Source organism: Rhodococcus sp. BE178, assembly GCF_050433545.1.
Lineage (GTDB): Bacteria > Actinomycetota > Actinomycetes > Mycobacteriales > Mycobacteriaceae > Prescottella.
On sequence record NZ_JBNPXA010000017.1, the window covers coordinates 52,463 to 73,566 of the forward strand.

The 21,104-nt window shown below is 69.1% G+C and carries 18 protein-coding genes and 3 pseudogenes; 11 read left to right on the forward strand and 10 right to left on the reverse strand.

What is annotated here, in order from left to right; translation table 11 throughout:
* Window positions 1–27: 27 nt before the first annotated feature.
* Window positions 28–876: a 3-methyl-2-oxobutanoate hydroxymethyltransferase gene (panB, locus tag J2X34_RS24085; RefSeq protein WP_114719219.1), complete on the reverse strand. Its 849-nt coding sequence runs from the start codon at window positions 874–876 to the stop codon at window positions 28–30.
* A gap of 217 nt (window positions 877–1,093) precedes the next feature.
* Here panB and J2X34_RS24090 point away from each other — a divergent pair, with 217 nt between their 5' ends.
* The 3 genes from J2X34_RS24090 (at window position 1,094) to J2X34_RS24100 (ending at window position 7,196) form a co-directional block, all read left to right on the forward strand.
* The gene (locus J2X34_RS24090) at window positions 1,094–2,671 is read left to right on the forward strand and encodes an alpha/beta hydrolase (protein WP_429519958.1); all 1,578 of its coding nucleotides are present in this window, start codon (window positions 1,094–1,096) and stop codon (window positions 2,669–2,671) included.
* 67 nt (window positions 2,672–2,738) lie between these two features.
* A complete protein-coding gene (locus J2X34_RS24095; protein WP_114719221.1) occupies window positions 2,739–4,079 on the forward strand; it encodes a glutamine synthetase family protein in 1,341 nt (446 codons plus the stop codon).
* A 102-nt stretch (window positions 4,080–4,181) separates the two neighbouring features.
* A complete protein-coding gene (locus J2X34_RS24100) occupies window positions 4,182–7,196 on the forward strand; it encodes a bifunctional [glutamine synthetase] adenylyltransferase/[glutamine synthetase]-adenylyl-L-tyrosine phosphorylase (protein WP_429519959.1) in 3,015 nt (1,004 codons plus the stop codon).
* Window positions 7,197–7,351: 155 nt separating this feature from the next.
* Here J2X34_RS24100 and J2X34_RS24105 read toward each other — a convergent pair whose 3' ends face one another.
* Window positions 7,352–7,825, reverse strand: coding sequence for a hypothetical protein (locus J2X34_RS24105; RefSeq protein ID WP_397484378.1), 474 nt, complete (start codon window positions 7,823–7,825; stop codon window positions 7,352–7,354).
* A 3-nt stretch (window positions 7,826–7,828) separates the two neighbouring features.
* Here J2X34_RS24105 and J2X34_RS24110 point away from each other — a divergent pair, with 3 nt between their 5' ends.
* The gene (locus tag J2X34_RS24110) at window positions 7,829–8,050 is read left to right on the forward strand and encodes a hypothetical protein (protein ID WP_397484379.1); all 222 of its coding nucleotides are present in this window, start codon (window positions 7,829–7,831) and stop codon (window positions 8,048–8,050) included.
* 3 nt (window positions 8,051–8,053) lie between these two features.
* Here the strand turns inward: J2X34_RS24110 and J2X34_RS24115 are convergent.
* The 6 genes and pseudogenes from J2X34_RS24115 to J2X34_RS24140 form a co-directional block, all read right to left on the reverse strand.
* Window positions 8,054–8,730, reverse strand: a pseudogene (locus J2X34_RS24115) (hypothetical protein); the annotation flags it as partial.
* Window positions 8,727–9,308, reverse strand: coding sequence for a hypothetical protein (locus J2X34_RS24120; protein WP_258557646.1), 582 nt, complete (start codon window positions 9,306–9,308; stop codon window positions 8,727–8,729). The pseudogene J2X34_RS24115 and the gene J2X34_RS24120, both read right to left, overlap by 4 nt.
* A gap of 340 nt (window positions 9,309–9,648) precedes the next feature.
* Window positions 9,649–10,095, reverse strand: a pseudogene (locus J2X34_RS24125) (ABC transporter ATP-binding protein); the annotation flags it as partial.
* A gap of 54 nt (window positions 10,096–10,149) precedes the next feature.
* Window positions 10,150–10,896, reverse strand: a pseudogene (locus J2X34_RS24130) (FecCD family ABC transporter permease); the annotation flags it as partial.
* Entirely contained in the window at window positions 10,890–11,159 is a 270-nt protein-coding gene (locus J2X34_RS24135; RefSeq protein WP_258557647.1) for a hypothetical protein, read from the reverse strand. The gene J2X34_RS24135 and the pseudogene J2X34_RS24130, both read right to left, overlap by 7 nt.
* Window positions 11,160–11,197: 38 nt before the next feature.
* Window positions 11,198–12,073 (reverse strand): TIGR03619 family F420-dependent LLM class oxidoreductase, encoded by an 876-nt coding sequence (locus tag J2X34_RS24140; RefSeq protein ID WP_114719225.1) that lies wholly within the window; start codon window positions 12,071–12,073, stop codon window positions 11,198–11,200.
* A 271-nt stretch (window positions 12,074–12,344) separates the two neighbouring features.
* On the opposite strand from J2X34_RS24140, the gene J2X34_RS24145 reads away from it, so the two are divergent.
* The gene (locus J2X34_RS24145; RefSeq protein WP_429519960.1) at window positions 12,345–14,051 is read left to right on the forward strand and encodes a 3-ketosteroid-delta-1-dehydrogenase; all 1,707 of its coding nucleotides are present in this window, start codon (window positions 12,345–12,347) and stop codon (window positions 14,049–14,051) included.
* Between the two features lie 105 nt (window positions 14,052–14,156).
* On the opposite strand, the gene J2X34_RS24150 is transcribed toward J2X34_RS24145, so the two are convergent.
* Window positions 14,157–14,843, reverse strand: a complete 687-nt coding sequence (locus J2X34_RS24150) for a GntR family transcriptional regulator (protein WP_114719227.1) — start codon at window positions 14,841–14,843, stop codon at window positions 14,157–14,159.
* 115 nt (window positions 14,844–14,958) lie between these two features.
* Here J2X34_RS24150 and J2X34_RS24155 point away from each other — a divergent pair, with 115 nt between their 5' ends.
* The 6 genes from J2X34_RS24155 (at window position 14,959) to J2X34_RS24180 (ending at window position 20,330) form a co-directional block, all read left to right on the forward strand.
* The gene (locus tag J2X34_RS24155) at window positions 14,959–15,861 is read left to right on the forward strand and encodes a sulfurtransferase (RefSeq protein ID WP_429519961.1); all 903 of its coding nucleotides are present in this window, start codon (window positions 14,959–14,961) and stop codon (window positions 15,859–15,861) included.
* Between the two features lie 60 nt (window positions 15,862–15,921).
* Window positions 15,922–16,779: a hydroxyethylthiazole kinase gene (gene thiM, locus J2X34_RS24160; RefSeq protein WP_114719229.1), complete on the forward strand. Its 858-nt coding sequence runs from the start codon at window positions 15,922–15,924 to the stop codon at window positions 16,777–16,779.
* Window positions 16,776–17,885, forward strand: a complete 1,110-nt coding sequence (locus J2X34_RS24165) for an LLM class flavin-dependent oxidoreductase (RefSeq protein WP_429519962.1) — start codon at window positions 16,776–16,778, stop codon at window positions 17,883–17,885. The genes thiM and J2X34_RS24165 overlap by 4 nt, the downstream gene beginning before the upstream one ends.
* A 117-nt stretch (window positions 17,886–18,002) precedes the next feature.
* On the forward strand, window positions 18,003–18,305 hold the full coding sequence (locus tag J2X34_RS24170; RefSeq protein ID WP_114719231.1) for a putative quinol monooxygenase: 303 nt from the start codon (window positions 18,003–18,005) through the stop codon (window positions 18,303–18,305).
* A gap of 140 nt (window positions 18,306–18,445) precedes the next feature.
* On the forward strand, window positions 18,446–19,546 hold the full coding sequence (locus tag J2X34_RS24175; protein WP_114719232.1) for an endonuclease/exonuclease/phosphatase family protein: 1,101 nt from the start codon (window positions 18,446–18,448) through the stop codon (window positions 19,544–19,546).
* 280 nt (window positions 19,547–19,826) lie between these two features.
* Window positions 19,827–20,330, forward strand: a complete 504-nt coding sequence (locus J2X34_RS24180; RefSeq protein WP_114719233.1) for a C40 family peptidase — start codon at window positions 19,827–19,829, stop codon at window positions 20,328–20,330.
* A 38-nt stretch (window positions 20,331–20,368) separates the two neighbouring features.
* On the opposite strand, the gene J2X34_RS24185 is transcribed toward J2X34_RS24180, so the two are convergent.
* Window positions 20,369–20,908: an NAD(P)H-binding protein gene (locus J2X34_RS24185; protein WP_114719234.1), complete on the reverse strand. Its 540-nt coding sequence runs from the start codon at window positions 20,906–20,908 to the stop codon at window positions 20,369–20,371.
* Between the last annotated feature and the right edge of the window lie 196 nt (window positions 20,909–21,104).

The window sequence follows — 21,104 nt, forward strand, 5'->3', positions numbered from 1 at the left end:
CGATCTCGGAACCGAAACGCGGTGACGTCAGAAGCTGTGTTCGGGGCCGGGGAACGTGCCGGCACCGACCTCGGCCGCGTACGCCGCGGCCGCGTCGCGCAGGGCGCCGCCGACCTCGCCGAAGCGCTTGACGAACTTGGCGGTCTTCCCGCTGGTGAAGCCCGCCATGTCCTGCCACACGAGCACCTGGGCGTCGCACTCGTGACCTGCGCCGATGCCGACGGTCGGGATCGTGAGCTTGCGGGTGACCTGACCGGCGAGCTCGGCGGGCACCATCTCCATCACGACGGAGAAGGCGCCGGCCTCCTGCACCGCGATGGCGTCGGCGATGAGCTGCTCGGCGCCGTCCCCGCGACCCTGTACACGGAAGCCGCCGAGGCTGTTGACGGACTGCGGGGTGAAGCCGATGTGCGCCTGGACCGGGATCCCGGCCGCGGTGAGCGCCGCGATCTGCGGGGCCACCCGCTCGCCGCCCTCGAGCTTGACGGCGTGCGCCTGGCCTTCCTTCATGAAGCGGAAGGCGGTCTCGAGTGCCTGCTGCGGTGAGGCCTCGTACGTGCCGAACGGGAGGTCGGCGATGACGAGGGCGTGCGGCGCGCCGCGGACGACACCGCGCACGAGCGGGAGCATCTCGTCGATCGTGACGGGAACGGTGGTGTCGTAGCCGTACACGACGTTGGCGGCCGAGTCGCCGACGAGCAGGACGGGGATGCCGGCCTCCTCGAAGAGGCGAGCACTGGAGTAGTCGTACGCGGTCAGCTCGGCCCAGCGGGTGCCCTCGGACTTCATCGCCTGCAGGTGATGGATCCGGGTCTTGCGCTTGGGGGCGTCGGAAGAAGTCGAGCTTGTTGAGCCGTACGGAGCGGTCTCGGACATCGTTGTCCCTTTCTGGCCTCGAGGCCCGCCTCTGCGGGTCCCCGGGTTGGGTGATGACGCCTTCAGTCTGCCACCGCGACCGAGGCCCACGAAGTGCGCTTCCAGTGCAGTTCGTCACATCGGCGGGCGTGCCGTGGGCACGCGCGCAGCGCCGCCGGAGTGGGCCTCGGATGCTGTGTTTCCTGGGCGTTCGACGGGGCATGGCACGATCGGAGGTATGCGGACCGGACGTCGAACACTGCTCGTCGCCACGATCGCGGCGGTGACCGTGCTGGCCGTCGGATGCACCACCGAACCGTCGTCCGGGACCGTCTCCGGCACCCCGGTGGCGGCCGAGGCGGGTGAGGCGGGAGCGGGGACCGTTCCACCGGGCCTCGAAGCGTTCTACACGCAGCAGATCCGGTGGGGCTCGTGCGACGGCTTCGCTACCGACGGCGGCGAGCTGAGCCCGACCCTCGAGTGCGCGAAGGTCACCGTGCCCCTCGACTACGACAACCCGGGCGGGGATACCGCGCAGATCGCGATCTCGCGGTCGGCCGCGACGGGCGCGCGCGTGGGCTCGCTGCTGGTCAATCCGGGTGGCCCGGGGGCGTCGGGGCTGAGCACGGCGTCGGTCGCGGACGGCACCGACGTGGCCGAACGTTTCGATGTCATCGGGTTCGATCCGCGGGGCGTCGGTGCGTCCACCCCGCAGGTCCGGTGCCAGACCCCGCAGGAAACCGACGCCGAGCGGCGCGAGTCGAATGTCGACATGAGTCCGGCGGGCATCGCGCGGACCGAGGACAAGAACCGCACCTACGCGGCGCGCTGTGCCGAACGGTCCGGTGTGCCGCTGCTGGCGCACGTCGGGACCCGCGAGGTGGTCCGCGACATGGACGTCATCCGCTCGGTGCTCGGTGATCCGCAGCTGAATTATCTCGGCTTCTCGTACGGCACCCGGATCGGCACGGCGTACGCCGAGACCTTCCCCGGCAACGTGCGCGCGATGGTGCTCGACGGGGCGCTCGACCCCGAGCAGGATCCGGTCGAGGAAGTGGTGTTGCAGGGCGCGGGCTTCCAGCAGGCGTTCGACGGTTTCGCCGCCGACTGCGCGCGGTCGGCGGACTGCCCGCTGGGATCCGACCCCAGCCGGGCCGACGCCCGGTTCCGGGCGCTGGTCGACCCGCTGGTGGACCGCCCTGCTGCGACGACGGATCCACGAGGGCTGAGCTACGGCGACGCGATCACCGGCGTGCAGCAGGCGCTGTACTCACCGAGCCTGTGGCGGCCGTTGCGCGCCGGGCTGAAGGAACTCTCCGCGGGGCGCGGCGACGAGCTGCTGCTGCTCGCCGACATGTACGAGGGTCGCCTGGACGACGGCAGCTACTCGAACCTCGAGGACGCCTTCAACGCGGTCCGTTGCGTCGACGATCCGCCGGTGACCGACCGCGCGATCGAGGGGGAGGCGGACACGCGGTACCGGCAGGCGGCGCCGTTCCTCGACGACGGTCGCGGCACCGGCAACGCCCCGCTCGATGCGTGCGCGTTCTGGCCGGTGCCGAACACCGGCGCGCCGCACACGATCGATGCGGCGGCACTCCAGGGCCTGCCGACGGTGGTCGTGGTCTCGACCACCGAGGACCCGGCGACGCCCTACCAGGCGGGGGTGAATCTGGCGAAGCAGCTCGGCGGTGCGCTGATCACGTACCGCGGGACCCAGCACACCGCGGTGTTCGACGGCGTCGCCTGCGTCGACGATCCGGTCTCCGCGTACTTCGTCGATCGCACCGTTCCCGATCCGGACCTGACGTGTTGAGCTGGCCGGACGAGACCGATTTCACGATGTAACACAGATTTAACGCGGTTTGCTTAGTCTCGCGGACATGGATCGCCAAAAGGAGTTCGTGCTTCGCACCCTCGAAGAGCGCGATATTCGGTTCGTGCGGTTGTGGTTCACCGACGTGCTCGGGTACCTCAAATCGGTGGCGATCGCCCCCGCGGAGCTGGAGGGTGCCTTCGAGGAAGGCATCGGATTCGACGGCTCGGCGATCGAGGGCTTCTCCCGCGTCTCGGAGGCCGACACCGTCGCCAAGCCGGACGCGTCGACGTTCCAGATCCTGCCGTGGGCGCACAAGGACGGCGCTCAGCACTCGGCACGCATGTTCTGCGACATCGCGATGCCCGACGGCACGCCGTCCTGGGCCGACCCGCGGCACGTGCTGCGGCGTCAGCTGAGCAAGGCCAGCGACCTCGGCTTCTCGTGCTACGTGCACCCCGAGATCGAGTTCTTCCTGTTGGAGAACGGGCCGATCGACGGCACCCCGCCGGTACCGGCCGACAGCGGCGGCTACTTCGACCAGGCCGTGCACGATCGCGCGCCGAACTTCCGGCGCCACGCGATCGACGCGCTCGAGTCGATGGGCATCTCGGTGGAGTTCAGCCACCACGAGGCCGCACCCGGCCAGCAGGAGATCGACCTGCGCTACGCCGACGCGCTGTCGATGGCCGACAACGTGATGACGTTCCGCTACGTCGTCAAGGAGGTCGCGATCGACGAGGGCGTCCGGGCGTCGTTCATGCCCAAGCCGTTCGGCGATCAGGCCGGCTCGGCGATGCACACGCACATGAGCCTGTTCGAGGGCGACACCAACGCGTTCCACAACCCGGACGATCCGATGCAGTTGTCGGCGACCGGTAAGGCGTTCATCGCCGGCATCCTCGAGCACGCCAACGAGATCAGTGCCGTCACCAACCAGTGGGTCAACTCCTACAAGCGTCTGGTGCACGGCGGCGAGGCGCCCACCGCGGCCACGTGGGGGCCGTCGAACCGGTCCGCGCTGATCCGTGTCCCGATGTACACGCCCAACAAGGCGTCCTCGCGTCGCGTCGAGATCCGCAGCCCCGACTCCGCGTGCAACCCCTACCTGGCGTTCGCGGTGCTGCTCGCGGCCGGTCTGCGGGGCATCGAGAAGGGCTACGAACTGCCCGCCGAGGCCGAGGACGACGTGTGGTCGCTGACCAACGCCGAGCGACGGGCGATGGGCTACAAGTCGCTGCCGGGGAGCCTCCAGGAGGCACTGCTCGAGATGGAGAAGTCCGAACTCGTGGCGGAGGCACTGGGCGAGCACGTCTTCGACTTCTTCCTCCGCAACAAGCGCCGGGAGTGGGAGGACTACCGCAGCCAGGTGACGCCGTTCGAATTGAAGGCGTACCTGGGCCTGTAGAACGGCCCACCCGAACCGTACGATCCCCGAAGAGGTGACACGCGTGCCCTGTCCGGTCAGTCCACGTTCCGATCGTGACGACGTCTGGGTCGGGGTGATCCGGTGAAGCCTCCGTACGCCCGTTCGGCGGTGCCCGGTGCGGGTCGGCTGGGCCTGGTCGAGCCGACCGCTCCGGAAGAGCTGAAGGCGCTGGGCTGGTCCAACCTCGACGGGGTGGAGTTGCTGTGGTCGCTGTCGAGGGCCGCGAACGCGGACCTGGCGTTGCGGACGCTGGTACGGCTGCAGGAGAGCCTGGATGACGGTTGGGCCGAGCTCGACGCGGCGCTGCGCACCGACAAGGGTCTGCGCGGGAGGCTTCTGGGGCTGATCGGCGCGTCCAGTGCGTTCGGCGATCACCTCGTCGCGCACCCGATGTCGTGGAAGCTGCTCGCCGGTGACATGACGCTGCCGTCGAAGGACGAGCTGACCGGGCGCCTGCTGGCGTGTGTCGGCGCGGTGCCCGAGACCGGCCCCAACGCGTCCTCGATGTTCTATCGCGCTGCCGTCACCGGGCCGGAAGCGGTTGCGGCCCTGCGGGATTGTTACCGCGACCAGATGATGGTCCTGGCCGCGGCCGACCTGGCCGCGACGGTGGAGAACGAGCCGGTGGTCCCGTATCAGACTGTGGGACATCAGCTCTCGGACATGGCGGACGCGGCACTGACGGCCGCGCTGTCGGTGGCCGTGGCCGCAGTGTGCCCGGACGAGCCGTGTCCCGTCCGGATCGCGGTGATCGCGATGGGCAAGTGCGGTGCGCGCGAACTGAACTACGTCAGCGACGTCGACGTCGTGTTCGTGGCGGAGCCGTCCAACGCGGTGTCGAGCCGCATCGCCGGCGAGATGATGCGCATCGGATCGTCGGCCTTCTTCGAGGTGGACGCGGCGCTGCGGCCGGAGGGCAAGCGTGGCGAGCTGGTCCGCACGCTCGACTCGCACATCGCCTACTACAAGCGGTGGGCCAAGACGTGGGAGTTCCAGGCGCTGCTCAAGGCCCGGCCCATGACCGGCGACCTCGACCTGGGCCGGCAGTACACCGACGCGCTGGGCCCCATGGTGTGGACGGCGGCCGAGCGTGAGGACTTCGTGCCCGAGGTGCAGGCGATGCGCCGCCGGGTGGAGGAATCGGTGCCGCCGGAGTTGCGCGAGCGGGAGCTCAAGCTGGGCCGCGGGAGCCTCCGCGACGTCGAGTTCGCCGTCCAGCTCCTGCAATTGGTGCACGGCCGCGCCGACGCGTCGCTACGGGTCAAGAGCACCGTCGACGCCCTGACCGCGCTCGCGGCCGGCGGCTACGTCGGACGCGACGACGCCGCGAACCTGACCGCCTCGTACGAGTTCCTGCGACTGCTCGAGCACCGGCTGCAGTTGCAGAAGCTCAAGCGCACGCACACCCTTCCGCCGCCGGAGGACGAGGAGGCGCTGCGCTGGCTCGCCCGCGCCGCGCACATGCGGCCGGACGGCCGCAACGACGCGCTCGGCGTGCTGAACGCCGAGATCAAGCGCAACTCGCACCGGGTGCGGCGGCTGCACGCCAAGCTGTTCTACCGGCCGCTGCTCGAGTCGGTCGCCCGGATCGACAAGGAGGCCCTGCGGCTGAGCCCCGACGCCGCGGTGCGACAGCTGTCGGCTCTCGGCTACTCGGCGCCGGAGAACGCGCTCGGTCACCTCACCGCACTCACCGGCGGAGCCTCCCGCAAGGGGCGCATCCAGGCGCTGCTGTTGCCGACTCTGCTCGAATGGCTCAGCGACACCCCGGATCCCGATGCGGGCCTGTTGGCCTACCGGCGCCTGTCCGACGCGCTCGTGGACGCGACGTGGTTCCTGCGTCTGCTGCGCGACGAGGCGTCGGTGGCCCAGCGACTGATGACGGTGCTCGGCTCGTCCGCCTACATCCCGGACCTGCTGATCAAGGCGCCCGACGTGATCCGGCTGTTCGCGGACGGCCCCTCCGGTCCGCGCCTGCTCGACCCCCGACCCGAGGACGTCGCGCGGGGCATCCTGTCGTCGTCCTCGCGGTACGTCGACCCCGCCCGCGCGGTCGGGGCGGCGCGATCGTTGCGCCGCTACGAACTGGCGCGGATCGCGAGCGCCGACATCCTCGGCATGCTCGACGTCCCGCAGGTGTGTCGGGCGTTGTCGTCGGTGTGGGCGGCGGTGCTCAATGCCTCTCTCGCCGCCGTCATCCGGTCGAGCGAGGCCGAGACCGGTGCGCCCGCGCCCGCGAAGTTCGCCGTGATCGGCATGGGTCGGCTCGGCGGCGGAGAGCTCGGCTACGGCTCGGACGCCGATGTGCTGTTCGTGTGCGAGCCCCGCGAGGGAGTCGACGAGACCCGGGCGGTCAAGTGGGCCAACATCGTCGGTGACCGCGTCCGGACCCTGCTCGGCGCGCCCAGCACCGATCCGCCGCTCGAGGTGGACATCGGACTGCGGCCGGAGGGGCGCAGCGGACCGCTGGTGCGGACCCTGACGTCGTACGAGGCGTACTACGCGCAGTGGGCCCAGGCGTGGGAGGTCCAGGCGCTGCTGCGGGCCCACGCCGTCGCGGGTGACGCCGATCTGGGTCTGCGATTCCTGCACATGATCGACAAGACCCGCTACCCGGAGGGTGGCGTCTCCGAGCAGGCGGTGCGCGAGATCCGTCGGATCAAGGCCCGCGTCGACTCCGAGCGACTTCCACGCGGTGCCGACCCGGCCACGCACACCAAGCTCGGCCGCGGCGGTCTCGCCGACATCGAATGGACGGTGCAGCTGATCCAGTTGCGGCACGCCCACGAGATCCCGTCACTGCACAACACGTCGACCCTCGAGACGCTCGATGCGATCGGCGGGGCGGAGCTGTTGAGCGAGAACGACATCGAGCTGCTGCGCGATGCGTGGCTCACCGCGACCAAGGCGCGCAACGCGCTGGTGCTGGTGCGCGGCAAGCCGACCGACCAGCTCCCCGGGCCGGGCAAGATCCTCGCGGCGGTCGCGCAGGTCGCCGGCTGGCCGGGCGGCGACGCGAACGAGTTCCTCGACAACTACCTCCGCGTCACCCGCCGCGCAAAGGCCGTGGTGCAGCGCGTGTTCGGAGGCGAGTAGTGGCGGCCGTGGCTCGACTGGAGGTGGCCGAGCTGGGCACGCCGATCACCGTCTCGTTCGACGACCTGATGAAGTACCACGGCCCGAACGCACCGGGCGGCGTCGCCCCTCGGCGCCTGTGAGCGCTCGAGGGGTCCCTTCACCCGGGCGCGGGGTCAGTTACCGAAAAGACTTCCCAGCGAACCGGTTCCGGGCTCCCCGGGGTCCTCGCCGCCGGGGGCGAGGGTTCGGACCGCGAGGGAGAAGTCCTCACCCGCGGCCACGGACAGGTACCGGGTGCCCTCCGGTGCCGGCGGGAACAGCAACTGTCCCTCCGTGCTCTTGCCGAATGCGAGGACCTGACCGTCGGAACGCAGTGCCACCGAGTGATTCATTCCGGCGGCGACGGCGGTGACGGTCACGCCTTCCGGCAACGCCGGGACGATGGTCTGCTGGTAGTTGTCGCCGCGCCCGATCGCGACGATCCTGCCGTCGGATCGCAGGAGCAGCGAGTGTCCACCGCCGACCGCGATGTCGGTGTAGACCTGACCTCCGGCGGACAGGTCGTCGGATGGGGTTCCAGCGGAAGTTCGCAGTTCGCCTTCCCGTCGGGAGTGACCTACACGGCGATCTCGGCGGGCACCTACCACTCGGTGGCGCTGACCTCGACGGGGCAAATCGTGGCGGTCGGCCAGAACGACAAGGGCCAGTTGGACCTTCCCGCACCGCCGGAAGGTCGGGTCTACACCGCCATCGCGGCACCGCACGGTCGCGATCCACAGTCCGATCTCGGAGGGCCCCGGTACCGGGGCGCTCGGATCGCTCGCGGGACTCGGCCTGCCACTGGGATCGGTGGGCTGATGCACACTTCCTGACCAGGACCCGGTGTTGTCCAGCCAGCGCAGCAGCGCGTAGAGGAAGCGCGTGGACCCCGGCATGAAGTTGTTGCCGTGGTGGTACGTCGGGTCGAGTGTGGTCGCGATGATCCGGCCCGGCGTGGTGACGGTGTCCTCGAACAGCATCATCCCGGCGTCGTGGAGGTCGCCGTTCTCGTCGGGCTCCTCCGACACCAGCAGCGGCACGACGTCCGCGTCGGTGTGCAGCAGGCCGTGGTGGTGCCAGATCGCCGATTTGTCGAAAGGTATTCCCACGCCTCGTGTTCGGGGCTACGGGTGCGGATCAACGGATCCTCGCCCTCGAGCCACCACCAGAAGTTGGTGGGCCGCGCCGTCCACGAAACCCCCGGCAACCACGTGTGCGCGGCGTTCTCGCCCAGCACCACGAGCGTGCCGCCACGCTGCGCGACCGCGAGGATCTGCGCGGTGTGCCTGCGAAGCAGTTCGGGGTGCAGACGGTCGGCAAGGATGACGGTGTCGAACGCGTCGAGGTCGCCGTCGGTCAGACCCGCGAGATACAGGAACTCGGGCTGGTGCGCGATCACCGCCGGATCCTTCAGCGTCTGCAGGTGGAAGTGGGATCCGCCGTGCACGAGTGCGAGCCGGCGGCGCGAGCGGGGTGCGCGGTCGGTGCGGGCGAACGGTTCGATGGTGGTCATGCCTGTGCCTCCTGCTGGCCGAGCCACGTCAGCAGCTGCGGGAAGATGCGCGCGGAGGTGTTCGGATCCTCCTGGTAGACAGCGAGATCGATGCCGCCGTGGACCAGCACCTGGCCCGTCCCGAGTGGGTAGACGTAGTCGACGGGCAGCGCGTGCCGGCCGATGCGGTTGGTGACCACGGCGCCGTGGGGCAGCTTCTGGCTGTAGCCGCGGCCGTAGAAGCCGGAGACGCCCCGCCGGAAGCTGACGTCGGCGGGATCGACGCCGTCCCACACGGGGTGCGGGTCGCCGGCGGTGATCGCCAGATCCTTGGGGCCCGAGTACTGCAGCTTGCGCCACTGGCCGAGGCCGGGCAGGAAGTCGGTGAGCGGGTGGCCCATGATCGCGATGCGGCCACCGGCGGTGACGAAGTCGGTGAGCACGCCGCGGCGCCGCTCGAGGAATATCTGGTCGCAGTTGCCGTTGATCAGGAGACCGTGCACGCCGGCGAGGTCCAAGGTGTCGAGGTCGTAGAGGTCGACCGGCCGGACCAGCCGGGCGGCGGTGGTGCCGCCCGACATGCCGGTGTTCGAACCCATCACCAGATGCAGGACGGGTGAAAGGGACTGCGGCGCAGCCGAATCGAGTGTCATCGAGGTACTTTCCAAGTGTGGCCGGTTCCCCGGCCGTGAAATTGTCGTAGCGGGTGTAGAGAACGGTGCGCGGGGCGCCGCGGTCGTCGACGGTGGCACTGACCACCTCGATGCCGTACAGCTCGGTGAGCATGCCGTCGGTGACCAGTTCGGTGACCGGGCCCAGCCGGATGTCCTCGGGTGCTCGCATCACGATGGCATTGCCGCCCAGGTGAAGGGCATGGTCCGGATGGTGCGTCGTGAGGAGGATTCCCATGCCGTCGGCCGCGAGGTCGCGCAGCAGTTCCAGCACCCGGGCCTGATTGCGCAGGTCCAGCGCCGAGACAGGCTCGTCGAGGATCATGAACGTGGCGTCCGACGCCAGCGCCCGGGCAATCAGCACGAGCTGCCGCTGGCCACCGGACAGTTCGGCGAAGCTGCGCTGCGCGAGGTCGGTGATCCCGACGCACTCGAGCACCTCACGGGTGCGCGCGATGTCGGCCTTGCCGGGGACCGAGAACGCCGAGAGATTCTTCGCCCGGCCCATCATGACCATGTCGAACACCGAGTAAGCGAAGCTCGACAGGCTCGCCTGCGGGACGTACCCGATCGCATTGTCGCGCTCGACGTGCCCTTCGCGCAGCGGCGTCAGCCCGGCGACGGCGCGCAGCAGCGTCGTCTTGCCTTGGCCGTTGGGGCCCAGGATGGAGGTGATGCCGCCCTCGACCCGCAGGTTCGCGTGGCGGACACCCAGTCGCGGCGGGGATAGTGGAAACCGCCGCCCCGCATTTCGAGGCCGCCATGAACCTCAAGCATCGATGAAGGCCTGTCTACGCGAATTCCGAAGCAGCAGAACGAACACCGGCGCACCGATGATCGCGGTCAGGATGCCGAGCGGGATCTCCCCGGAACTGACGGTGCGCGAGAGCGTGTCGATGATCGTCAGATAGGCGGCGCCGAGAACGAACGTCGTCGGCATCGAGATCCGGTGATCGGGGCCCACCCACAGTCGGGCGAGGTGCGGAACCACCAGGCCCACCCAGCCGATCACGCCGGACACCGCGACGGCGCCGGCCGTCATGAGTGCGACCATCATCAGCAGCACCGCGCGCAGCCGTCCCGGGTTCACCCTGAGCGAGGCGGCGTCGTCGTCGCCGAGGGAGAGGATGTTGATCCGCCACCGCAGCGCCAGGATCAGCGCGGCGCCCAGCAGGATCGGCACGGCCGCGACCGCGACCTTCGCCATGTCGGCGGTCGCGAGAGACCCCATGAGCCAGAACACGATCGACGGCAGCGTCGAATACGGGTCGGCGATGTACGTGATGAACGAGACCAGCGCCGAGAAGAACGCGCTCGTCACCACGCCGCCGAGGACGATCATCAGGATCGCGCCGCCGGACCGGCTGCGCCCGATCAGCAGCACCATGCCGAGGGCCACGAGGCCGAACAGGAACGCGCCGCCGACGAGGAACGTCGAGCCGATGCCGAGCACGAGCGCCAACACGCCACCGAACGACGCACCGGAGGAGACGCCGAGGATCTGCGGGCTCACCAGGCGTTGCGCAGCGGCGCGACGATGTCGTCACCCTTGTCGCCCCACTGGATCACGACGTCCGGGTTCAGGCTCAGGATGTGCTCGACGTTCGGGACGAAGTCGTTGCCCGCGACCACCGGGGTGTCGAGGAACTGCGGGAACATCGTGCCCAGCATGCCTTTCGACGCCATCGAGATCGCGACCTGGTTGACACCGACGTTGCGGGCGGTGGACCGGTTACCTAGTCGGGTGGCCGGGGTTCGGTAGTGGCCGTGCACGGGCATCGCGAGCCGGCCTCCACGGCCCGCGATGCCCGCCGTGGTCAGGACATCCTGGCGATCACCGATTCCGCGTAGTGCTCCAGGTTCGCGATCTTACGATCCAGCGGCTCGGCGTCGGGCGCGACCTCGTAGGAGTTGCGGAAGCCCACGATTACGTCGGTGACGCCCTTGTCCTCGAGTCGTCGGACTCCGTCCACGGTGAACGCGTCCGCCGAGGCGACGTGGATTTCGAACGGCGTCTCCGCCTTGCCCTCGGCGGCGCGGATCTTCTGCAGCTTCCCCAGCATCCGATCGAGTTCGTCGGGGTCGCCGCCGGCGTGCGTCCATCCGTCGCCGCGCACCACGGCCCGGCGCAGCGCTGCGTCGCTGTGCCCTCCGATCAGGATCGGGACGGGTTGGGTGGGAACCGGATTGAGCTTGATCGACGGCACGTCGTAGATGTCACCGTGGTACTCGAAGTAGCCGCCGCCGGTGAGTCCCCGCACGATGTCGATCGCCTCGTCCGTGCGCTTGCCGCGTCGCTCCCACGGCACCCCCATCACCTGGAAGTCCTCGGGCCACGGGCTCACCCCGACGCCCAGCCGCAGCCGGTTGTTCGTCATGTATGCCACCGAGGCGGCCTGCTTGGCGACGAGCACCGGTGGGCGGATGGGGAGCTTGAGCACGAAGGTCGTGAACCGCAGCGTGTTCGTCGCCGCGCCCAGGGCCATGGCGAGGATCATCGCCTCCACGAACGGCTTGTTCTCGAGGAACTCGCGGTTCCCGTCGGGCGTATACGGGTAGACCGAATCCGAATCTTCCGGGTAGCAGATGCTGTCCGCAACTGTCATGGAGTCGAAGCCGACGCGTTCGGCGGCCTGCGCCAGCGGCACGTAGAAGGCGGGGTCGGTCATGGCCTCTGCGTAGGTGAATCGCACGGTGGTGTTCCTTCGGTCGAGTGGCGGTCGGCGAACCGACGCGACGGGGCAACGGATGTGGACCACGGCCGGGGGGCCGACCGAGCCTGTGGCCGACACTCCGCCCACCCATTCTGGAGTGGGGAAGATCACATGTCAGGAGCTGTCCCGCTGCGTGGGAGGGTCCCCGCCGGAACCCGGACCGCCGCGACATCCCAGCGGATGGGATTGCAGGTTTCGGTGCGCGGCGGACCTTCCTAGCCTCCACACCAGAACTAGGCGAAGGAGCACTATGACCACCCGTCCCGCACCGACCCCTACCCCCGCACGCGACATCACCGTCGACCTACTCGTCGTCGGGGCCGGCACCGGCATGGCCGCCGCCCTGACCGCGAACGAGTTGGGGCTGTCCACGCTCATCGTCGAGAAGACGAAGTACGTGGGCGGATCGACGGCCCGCTCGGGCGGTGCCTTCTGGCTGCCCGACAACCCGATCCTGCGTGAAGCGGGCGCCGGAGATTCTCGCGAGCGGGCGGAAACCTACGTGCGTTCCGTCGTCGGCGGCACAGCGCCCGCCGAACGCGGCACCGCCTTCGTCGAGAATTCTTCTGCCACGGTCGAATTGCTGCAGCGCACGACGCCGATGAAGTTCTTCTGGGCCGAGGGCTACTCGGATTACCACCCCGAGCTGCCGGGCGGATCGGCGATCGGTCGCACCTGTGAGTGCCGCCCGTTCGACGCCTCGGTCCTCGGGGCGGAGCGGCCGCGTCTGCGCCCGGGCCTGATGGAAGCGCCTATGCCGATGCCCACCACCGGCGCCGACTACAAGTGGATGAACCTCATGGCGCGGGTGCCCACCAAGGGCATCCCGCGTGTCGTCAAGCGTCTCGCCCAGGGAGTCGGTGGCCTCGCGCTGCGCCGCGAGTACATGGCCGGTGGACAGGCGTTGGCTGCGGGTCTGTTCGCAGGCGTGGTGCGCGCGGGCGTTCCCGTCTGGACCGAGACCGAGCTGGTGCGTCTGGTCACGGAGGGCGATCGGGTCACGGGCGCCGTCGTCGCGCAGGGCGGCCGCGAGGTCACCGTCACCGCGCGCCGGGGCGTGGTGCTCGCGGCCGGCGGGTTCGACCACGACATGGCGATGCGGCACAAGTACCAGTCCGAGCAGCTCGGTGATCACGAGAGCCTCGGTGCGGAAGGCAATACCGGTGACGCGATCCGGCTCGCGCAGGAGGTCGGTGCCACCACCGGTCTGATGGATCAGGCGTGGTGGTTCCCCGCCGTGGCGGCCCTGCCCGGTCGCCCGCCGACCGTGATGCTCGCCGAGCGTTCGCTGCCCGGGTCGTTCATCGTCGATCAGACCGGTCGCCGGTTCATCAACGAGTCCATCGACTACATGTCCTACGGGCAGAAGGTTCTCGAGCGCGAGCGCGCCGGTGACCCGGTGGAGTCGATGTGGATCGTGTTCGACCAGAAGTACCGCAACAGCTACATTTTCGCGGCCGGACTGTTCCCGCGTCAGCCGCTTCCGGAGTCGTGGTACAAGGCCGGCATCGCCCACCAGGCGTCCGATGCGGCCGAACTGGCCCGCAAGGTCGGCCTTCCCGAGCAGGCGTTCGCGGAGACGTTCCGAAAGTTCAACGAGGACGCGGCAACCGGAACCGACAGCGAGTTCCGGCGGGGCCAGAGCGCCTACGACCGCTACTACGGCGACCCGACCCAGCAGCCGAACCCCAACCTGCGGCCGCTGACGGGCGGATCGCTCTACGCGGTGAAGATGACGCTCAGCGATCTCGGCACGTGCGGCGGTGTCCAGGCCGACGAGCGGGCGCGCGTCGTGCGCGAGGACGGCAGCCCGGTCGAGGGCCTGTATGCCATCGGCAACACCGCGGCCAATGCGTTCGGCCACACCTACCCCGGGGCGGGGGCAACGATCGGGCAGGGTCTCGTGTTCGGCTACATCGCCGCACGCGACGCCGCCGAGCGGTCGCCGCAGTCCTGACCCAGCACCACCCCTTCTGAAGCGTCGGAGCTGCATGCGGCGGGAGACTCCCGCCGTATGCAGCTCCGCGGCGTTTTCGGCGTCAGCAGGCTGACGCTGCGGTTCTCAGCCGTTCGCGAACAGGCGGATCCGCTGCTCGCGGCTGCGCTCGAGGTGCGTCCGCATGTGTTCGCGGGCCGCCCGCTCGTCGCGGGCTCGGATCGCCTCGAGGATGAGGTTGTGCTCGGTGTTGAGGAGGTCGGGCTCGCCGTAGTTCGACGGCGGGCCGCTGTCGTAGATCCGCAACTGGGTCGTGAGGCGGATCAGCAGCGACGTGATTGTCGTGTTGTGGGCTGCCTGCCACAGTGCCTCGTGGAACCGGAAGTTTCCGCTCCGTACCTGCACGTCGTCGGCGGCGTGGCAGCAGGAATCGTGCAGTCGTTCCAGTCTCGCCATGTCGAGGTCCGTGTGTCGCAGGGCGGCGGCGCCGGCCGCCTCGGACTCGAGTGCGACCCGTGCGGCGTAGATCTCGATCACATCCTCGGGCGTTCCGGAGCGGACCCGGAACCCGCGCGCGGCGCGTTCGAGCAGCCCGTCGTGGGCGAGCCAGTTGAGCGCCTCCCGGATGGGGGTGCGGGAGGCGCCGTAGGACTCGACGAGTTGCGTCTCGTGCAGTGCCGCGCCCTGCGGAAACTTGCCGTCGAGGATGTCTGCGCGCAGGCGTAGGTACTGCTTGGACGTCTGATCGGAGCGGCCGGAGGCGTCGCCGGGTGTGAGCGGGCCAAGATCCGTCAGTTCGTCCCCGTGCGTCATCGATGCCCCATCTGTCGTGTCTCTTTCCGGACCCGATGATTATGCCACCGACGACGTCTGAATACTTGCGTATACGCAAGTCGTCATTTACGTTCGTGTACGTCGTCGTCGAAGGATGTGGAAGTTGCGTAGCGCTGAGTGGCCCCTGGTTCAGACGGAGGAACTCGTCTCCGAGCTCGGGGGTGCGGTCCGGCCCGTCGTTCTCGACGTGACGCTCCAACTCGCGCCGGCCAGATTCGACGGTGACTACCGTCCGGAGTCCGGTGCCGGACTGTGGCGTGACGCCCACGTGCCGGGGTCGCGGCACATCGACCTGCTCACCAGTTTCTCCGACACCGCCAAGGAGTTGCACTTCAGCCGGCCGCCGGTGAGGCAGCTTGCGGAAGAGCTTGCGCAGCTGGGCATCTCGTGGGACTCCGACGTCGTCGTCTACGACCAGGGGTCGATGACGTGGGCATCGCGGTTCTGGTGGCTGCTGCGCAGCGTCGGCATCCACGCCCGCGTCCTCGACGGCGGACTCGCCCGGTGGCGTGCGTCGGGCCTGCCCGTCGAGTCCGGCGACGAGGTCCCGGCGCTTCTGCCGGTCGACGCCGCCTCGGACGTCGAGTACCTGCCGCGGTGGGTGGACCGAGACGACGTGGCCGCGATCAGCGACGGCACGGCGCCCGGCGCCCTGGTCTGCGCGCTCGCCCCGGGTCAGTTCTCCGGCGCCGAGAAGACCCGCTACTCGCGTCGCGGCCACATCCCCGGAAGCCGGAACCTGTCGGCGAAGAGCCTGCTCGACGAGACCGGCCGGATGCGTGACGTGGGAGAGGTGCGTGCCCTCGCCGCCGGCGCGCTGGCCGGCGCCGTCGACCCGGTGGTCGTGTACTGCGGCGGCGGTATCTCCGCGTGCCTGTCGGCGCTCGGCCTGGTGCTGGCCGGGTACGACGACATCAAGATCTACGACGGCTCTCTCGAGGAGTGGACTGCGGATCCGGCGCTGCCACTCGTGACCCTTCCCGGCGGTGATCAGTGACCCGATGTCGTAGGTCCTGATCCGCGTTCGCCCGAATCACGCCCTCCCCAAGGACTTTTCATGACCGAAGCTGTCACCGGCGGCCACCTCGCCGATGCCCTGGACGCGTTGCGCGCCCAGGTGCCCCTCGTCCACTCGCTCACCAACATCGTGTCCGCGAACTTCCTCACCAACGTCGTGCTCGCGGCCGGCGCCAGCAACGCCCACATCGACAATGCGCACGAGGCCGCCGGTTTCGCGCGCATCGCCGGTGGCGTGCTGGTCAATCTCGGCACTCCCGACGACGGCACCGCCGCGGCGTTCACGCTCGCCGCGGAGGCCGCGCACGATGCCGGCACGCCCTGGGTGCTGGACCCGGTCGGCGTCGGCGGGCTGCCGTGGCGCAGTGGACTGGCCGTCGACCTGCTGAAGCATCGGCCGACCGCCATCCGCGGCAACGCGTCCGAGATCATCGCGCTGGCCGGCCTCGGTGGCGACACCCGGGGTGTCGACAGCTCCGACGACCCGGCTGCCGCAGTTCCCGCCGCCGTCGCGCTGCTCGCCCATGCCGACGCGGTCTCGGCGTCCGGTCCGGTGGACCACCTCGTCGGACGTGACGTCGACGGCAACGTGGTCGGTGTCCGCATCGGTGGTGGCAGCGACATGCTGCCGCGGGTGACCTCCACCGGGTGCTCGCTCGGCGGACTCGTGGCGGCCTACCTGGCGGTTGCACCGACACCGCTGATCGGGCTCGCTGCCGCGCATGCCCACGTCGCGGTCGCGTCCGAGATCGCGCAGGAGACGTCGTCGGGTCCCGGCTCGTTCGCCGTCGCGTACCTCGACGCCCTGTACACCGTCGATGCCGCAACCCTCGCCGGGCGCGCCCGCATCGAGACGATCGACCCGACCGCAATCGCCGTGGAGGCTGGAAACCGATGAGCGTCAAGACTTTCTGGTACCTCACGCAGGCAGACGGTGACTATCCGTGGACGCCGGGCGGGCTGTTCCCGGTCGACGGGCAGCGTCAGATCGAACTCGCGAAGACCATCGACGACGGTGGTTTCGACGGCGCACTCGTCGCGACGTGGCCGAACGACCCGTTCGTGTCGGCGACGTGGGCGGCCTCGCACACCTCGCGGATGAAGTTCCTCGTCGCGGTGTACGCGAACATGATCCCGGCCCGGCTGCTCGCCGAGAAGGCGCTCACCTTCGACGCGTTCAGCGGCGGTCGGTTGATGATCAACTCGGTCAACGGTCGCGACAACATCCTCACCAAGTACGACATGAACGTCGAACACGACCGGCGTTACGAGTTGGGGGAGCAGTACTGGGCGGACTTCCGTCGGTACTACCGGGAGGGCACCGAGTCGAACTTCCCGAACACGCCGCTGCGCATCGACCCGCTCGCCGACCGCGAGGTGCCGCTGTGGGGCACCGGTGATTCGCCTGCGGGACTGGAGAACTCGGGCAAGGTGCTCGATGCGTACCTCGCGATGCTGCGCGAGACATCGTTCATCGAGGACAAGTTCGACGGTGCCCGCAGGGCGTCGGCCGCGGCCGGTCGCGAGTTCACCGACTTCGGCGCGCTGTCCGGTGTCATCGTCCGCCCGAGCCGAGACGAGGCGATCGAGCGCTTCCGATCGCTGTTCGAGAAGGCCGGCATCGACCAGATCAGCGACATCCTGGACAAGGCGGTGCGCAGGCGCACGGGCGGCGAACAGGACCTGCGCACTTTCACCGCGCGGGACGCCCAGCGGCAGGGCTGGGTCGACACCATCGTCGCCGGCAAGATCCCCGAACCCGATGACCTGTACCTCGGCGACGGCCTGTACGCGGGTATCACCGCGTGGTCACCGCTGGACATCTTCGCGACCGGGTCGTCCGCTGTGTACTACGTGGGCGCGCCGGACGAGGTCACCGGCCACGTCCGGACCTTGCGTGAGCGCACCGGGCTGACCGGCCTGATCCTTGCGGGCTGGCCGCTGATCGACGAGGCGAAGCAGGTGGCCGAGCACCTGATTCCGCGGTTCGCCGAGATCGACTGATCGATCCACACGTACGGGAGGCCGCGCGGCGCGTGGCCTCCCGTCGTCGTTGACGCGGTCGGAGCATGCGAGAACAGTGAGGAGTGGTTCGTTCCGTACGACCGCTGGAGGTATCCGATGGTCACCGCCGCACTGCTGGTCCGCGTCGAGGCGAAACGCGGCAAGGAAAACGAGGCGGCACAGTTCCTCGAGAGTGCCCTGGCGCTCGTGCAGGAGGAACCCGACACCGTCGCGTGGTTCGCCCTCCAGTTCGGGCCCGCCACCTTCGGCATCTTCGACGCCTTCCCCGACGACGCCGGCCGCCAGGCCCATCTCGCGGGCAAGGTCGCCGCGGCGCTCATGGCGCGGGCCGACGAACTCTTCGTCGGGCACCCCCACATCAGCAAGGTCGACATCCTGGCGGCCAAGCTACCGGGCTGACGTCGTATGTCGCCGTAGACCACTACCTTTCGGCTGGTCATCCTCCGCCCGCGTGCCGGTAATGTCCGGTTCGCGGACCGTTCAGTTCCGTTTGGTCTCATCGCTGCGCCATAGCGGCAGACGATGAGGAGAGTGGTGTGATGACTTCGCTGACACGGCGTCAGGCAATGAAGGCGTTCACGGTGGCTGCAGGAACGGCGGCCCTCGGTGCGGGGGCGATCGGCACGGCCGCGTCCGCCGGAGCGTTCCCGTTCCAGGAAGTGCGCGTCCTGTCCATCAATCTCTGGCACAGCGGGAGCAAGATCCCGAACGGTCTCGAGCGGGTCGCCGACATCATCGAGTCCACCCGGGCATCGATCGTGTTGCTCTCCGAATCGGGCGACGCGACAACTGCGCTCGCCGACATCCTCGGCCGGCGAGGGTCCCGGTTCCACACCGCCACGTCGTCGGACACCGGCATCCTGTCCCGGTTCCCGGTCGAGGAGACGGGCGCGCTGGACTACATGGTCAAGGCGGTCGTGTCGGTGCCGGGCGGACCAGAGCTCGCCGTGTACTCGGCGCACCTCGAGTACCGGTGGTACGCGACGTACCTTCCGCGCGGGTACGGCGGCGGGATCCCCAGCCCGGGCGAGTTCTCGCAGTTCGGCTGGGGCAAGATGCCGGGTCCTGTCACCGACCCGGACGTGGTCCAGCGAGTCAACATCGACTCGGGCCGTCCTGCCGTGATTTCCGCGTTCCTGGAGGATGCGGCGCTGGAACGGGAGAAGGGAAGGTCGGTCATCATCGGCGGCGACTTCAACGAGCCGTCGAACCTGGACTGGACGGCGGAGGCCAGGGACCTGTTCGACCACAACGGCGTCGTGTTGCCGTGGGAATCGACCCGGCTGCTCGAGCAGGCCGGATATGCCGATTCCTACCGGCGGATGTACCCGAACCCGGTGACCCACCCCGGGTTCACCTGGCCGGCCGGAAATCCCGACGTCCCCGTCTCCGAACTCACGTGGGCGCCCGAGGCCGACGAGCGAGACCGCATCGACTACATCTTCGCCAGCCGGAACTCCCGCCTGCGCCTGACGTCGGCCGGCATCGTCGGACCGCGGGAGTCGATCGTCCGCAACGAGCGGGTGATCGAGAGCACGCAGGACCGATTCGTCGACTCCCCGCTGCCGTGGCCCACCGACCACAAGGCCGTCATGGCGACCTACCGGTGCCTGCCGGCGCTCGGTGGATCCGCCTCCTGACCGACCGATTCGCGCCCGGCGACTACGTAACGGCGCTGTGATGATCCCTGTCACAGCGCCGTCACGGCTCCGAGAGTGACCGGCAACACACGTAGTCCGAGGTATATGCGCTGGTCAGAGTGGGTTTTCTGAGGCGCGTAGGTAGCCGGGGGACGAAACAGGTACCCATGCGGGTAGATCTACCGGTGTATCGATCCGGTAACGACGGAACTCTGGGTTGTGCCCGAACACCGATGCCAGACCAAGTGTCGGACCACAGCAAGACTCGGAGGACCCTCGAATGGCCCTGAAGAACACCCGCTTGACCCGTACCACCCGCGGCCTGCTGCTCGGCGCCGTCGCCGCCGGCGCGATCATGATCCCCGCCGCTCCCGCCATGGCGCAGCCGTTCACGGCGCCCAGCTGGGGCAGCAGCTCGGTCGAGGTCACCCCGGTCGCCGGCTCCACCGGCCAGGCCGCCGCGAACGCAGCCCAGTCCAAGATCGGCTCACCCTACGTGTGGGGCGCGACCGGCCCGAACTCGTTCGACTGCTCCGGCCTCGTCCAGTGGTCCTACAAGCAGGCCGGCAAGTCCGTCCCGCGTACCAGCTACGACCAGGTCTCGGGCGGCACCCCCGTCTCCAAGTCGAACCTGCAGCCCGGTGACGTCATCGGCTTCTACGGCTCGGATCACGTCGGCATCTACATCGGCAACGGCAAGGTCGTCCACGCGCCCACCGAGGGTGACGTCGTCAAGGTCTCGCCCGTCGACTCCATGCCCTTCTCCGGCGCGAGCCGCTACTGATCAGAGCCTCGTGCTCTGACGAACGAGCTACGAGCCCGTCACTCCGATCGGAGTGACGGGCTCGTCCCATCCGGGCCGAGCAGATAGAAGTCCCGGCGTGCGGCCACGAACGCCTCGACAGTCTGTGCCGGCACGCCGGTCAGGCGCCAGGCGTCGTCGGTCGCGCGGTCGTAGCGATTCTCCCGGTGCAGCCGGGCCATGGTTGCGATGTGTTGCTCGGTGTGTCGTGGCAGTCCCGCCTTCGGGAGCACATCGGCCAGCCACCGGTCCGGCGGTACGTCCACATAGCGCACCGAGCGCCCGAGCGCCCGTGAGAACTCCTCGGCCACGCCGACCATGTCGAGAGTGCGTGGACCCGTCAGTTCGTAGACATCGCCCTCGAGCGCGGTCGCAACGGTCTCGGGCCTGGTCAGATCGCCGACGACAACCTCCACACCCATCGCGCGCAACTCGTCGGCGCGATCATCGACGCGGCGGACCATCACACGAACCGGTACATCGAGCGCGCGCAGTCGGTCGACGATGACGCGGCCCACGCCGCCGGCGCCGGGAACGAGAACAACGTTGTCGGCATCCATCGGTCGGTCTCCGTCCGCGTGGAAAGTGTGATCGAACCTGTCTCTGGTGCGTCGAGCCCTTTTGGCATGCACCTCGGCTCGCGGCGCCAGTCGTGCATGTGGCACTTCAATCAGGCTAGGCCGCTCGGGAACGTACCGGAGTTCGCTGCCGCATCCGTGGCCGGATACAGACGAGTCGACCCGCTCGGCGATCGGA

Bases quoted from the DNA above. Each gene is read 5' to 3' on its own strand.
- panB (WP_114719219.1), bottom strand. From the start codon at position 876: ATGTCCGAGACCGCTCCGTACGGCTCAACAAGCTCGACTTCTTCCGAC.
- J2X34_RS24090 (WP_429519958.1), top strand. From the start codon at position 1,094: ATGCGGACCGGACGTCGAACACTGCTCGTCGCCACGATCGCGGCGGTG.
- J2X34_RS24095 (WP_114719221.1), top strand. From the start codon at position 2,739: ATGGATCGCCAAAAGGAGTTCGTGCTTCGCACCCTCGAAGAGCGCGAT.
- J2X34_RS24120 (WP_258557646.1), bottom strand. From the start codon at position 9,308: ATGGGTTCGAACACCGGCATGTCGGGCGGCACCACCGCCGCCCGGCTG.
- J2X34_RS24135 (WP_258557647.1), bottom strand. From the start codon at position 11,159: ATGCCCGTGCACGGCCACTACCGAACCCCGGCCACCCGACTAGGTAAC.
- J2X34_RS24145 (WP_429519960.1), top strand. From the start codon at position 12,345: ATGACCACCCGTCCCGCACCGACCCCTACCCCCGCACGCGACATCACC.
- J2X34_RS24150 (WP_114719227.1), bottom strand. From the start codon at position 14,843: ATGACGCACGGGGACGAACTGACGGATCTTGGCCCGCTCACACCCGGC.
- J2X34_RS24155 (WP_429519961.1), top strand. From the start codon at position 14,959: ATGTGGAAGTTGCGTAGCGCTGAGTGGCCCCTGGTTCAGACGGAGGAA.
- thiM (WP_114719229.1), top strand. From the start codon at position 15,922: ATGACCGAAGCTGTCACCGGCGGCCACCTCGCCGATGCCCTGGACGCG.
- J2X34_RS24165 (WP_429519962.1), top strand. From the start codon at position 16,776: ATGAGCGTCAAGACTTTCTGGTACCTCACGCAGGCAGACGGTGACTAT.
- J2X34_RS24170 (WP_114719231.1), top strand. From the start codon at position 18,003: ATGGTCACCGCCGCACTGCTGGTCCGCGTCGAGGCGAAACGCGGCAAG.
- J2X34_RS24175 (WP_114719232.1), top strand. From the start codon at position 18,446: ATGACTTCGCTGACACGGCGTCAGGCAATGAAGGCGTTCACGGTGGCT.
- J2X34_RS24180 (WP_114719233.1), top strand. From the start codon at position 19,827: ATGGCCCTGAAGAACACCCGCTTGACCCGTACCACCCGCGGCCTGCTG.
- J2X34_RS24185 (WP_114719234.1), bottom strand. From the start codon at position 20,908: ATGGATGCCGACAACGTTGTTCTCGTTCCCGGCGCCGGCGGCGTGGGC.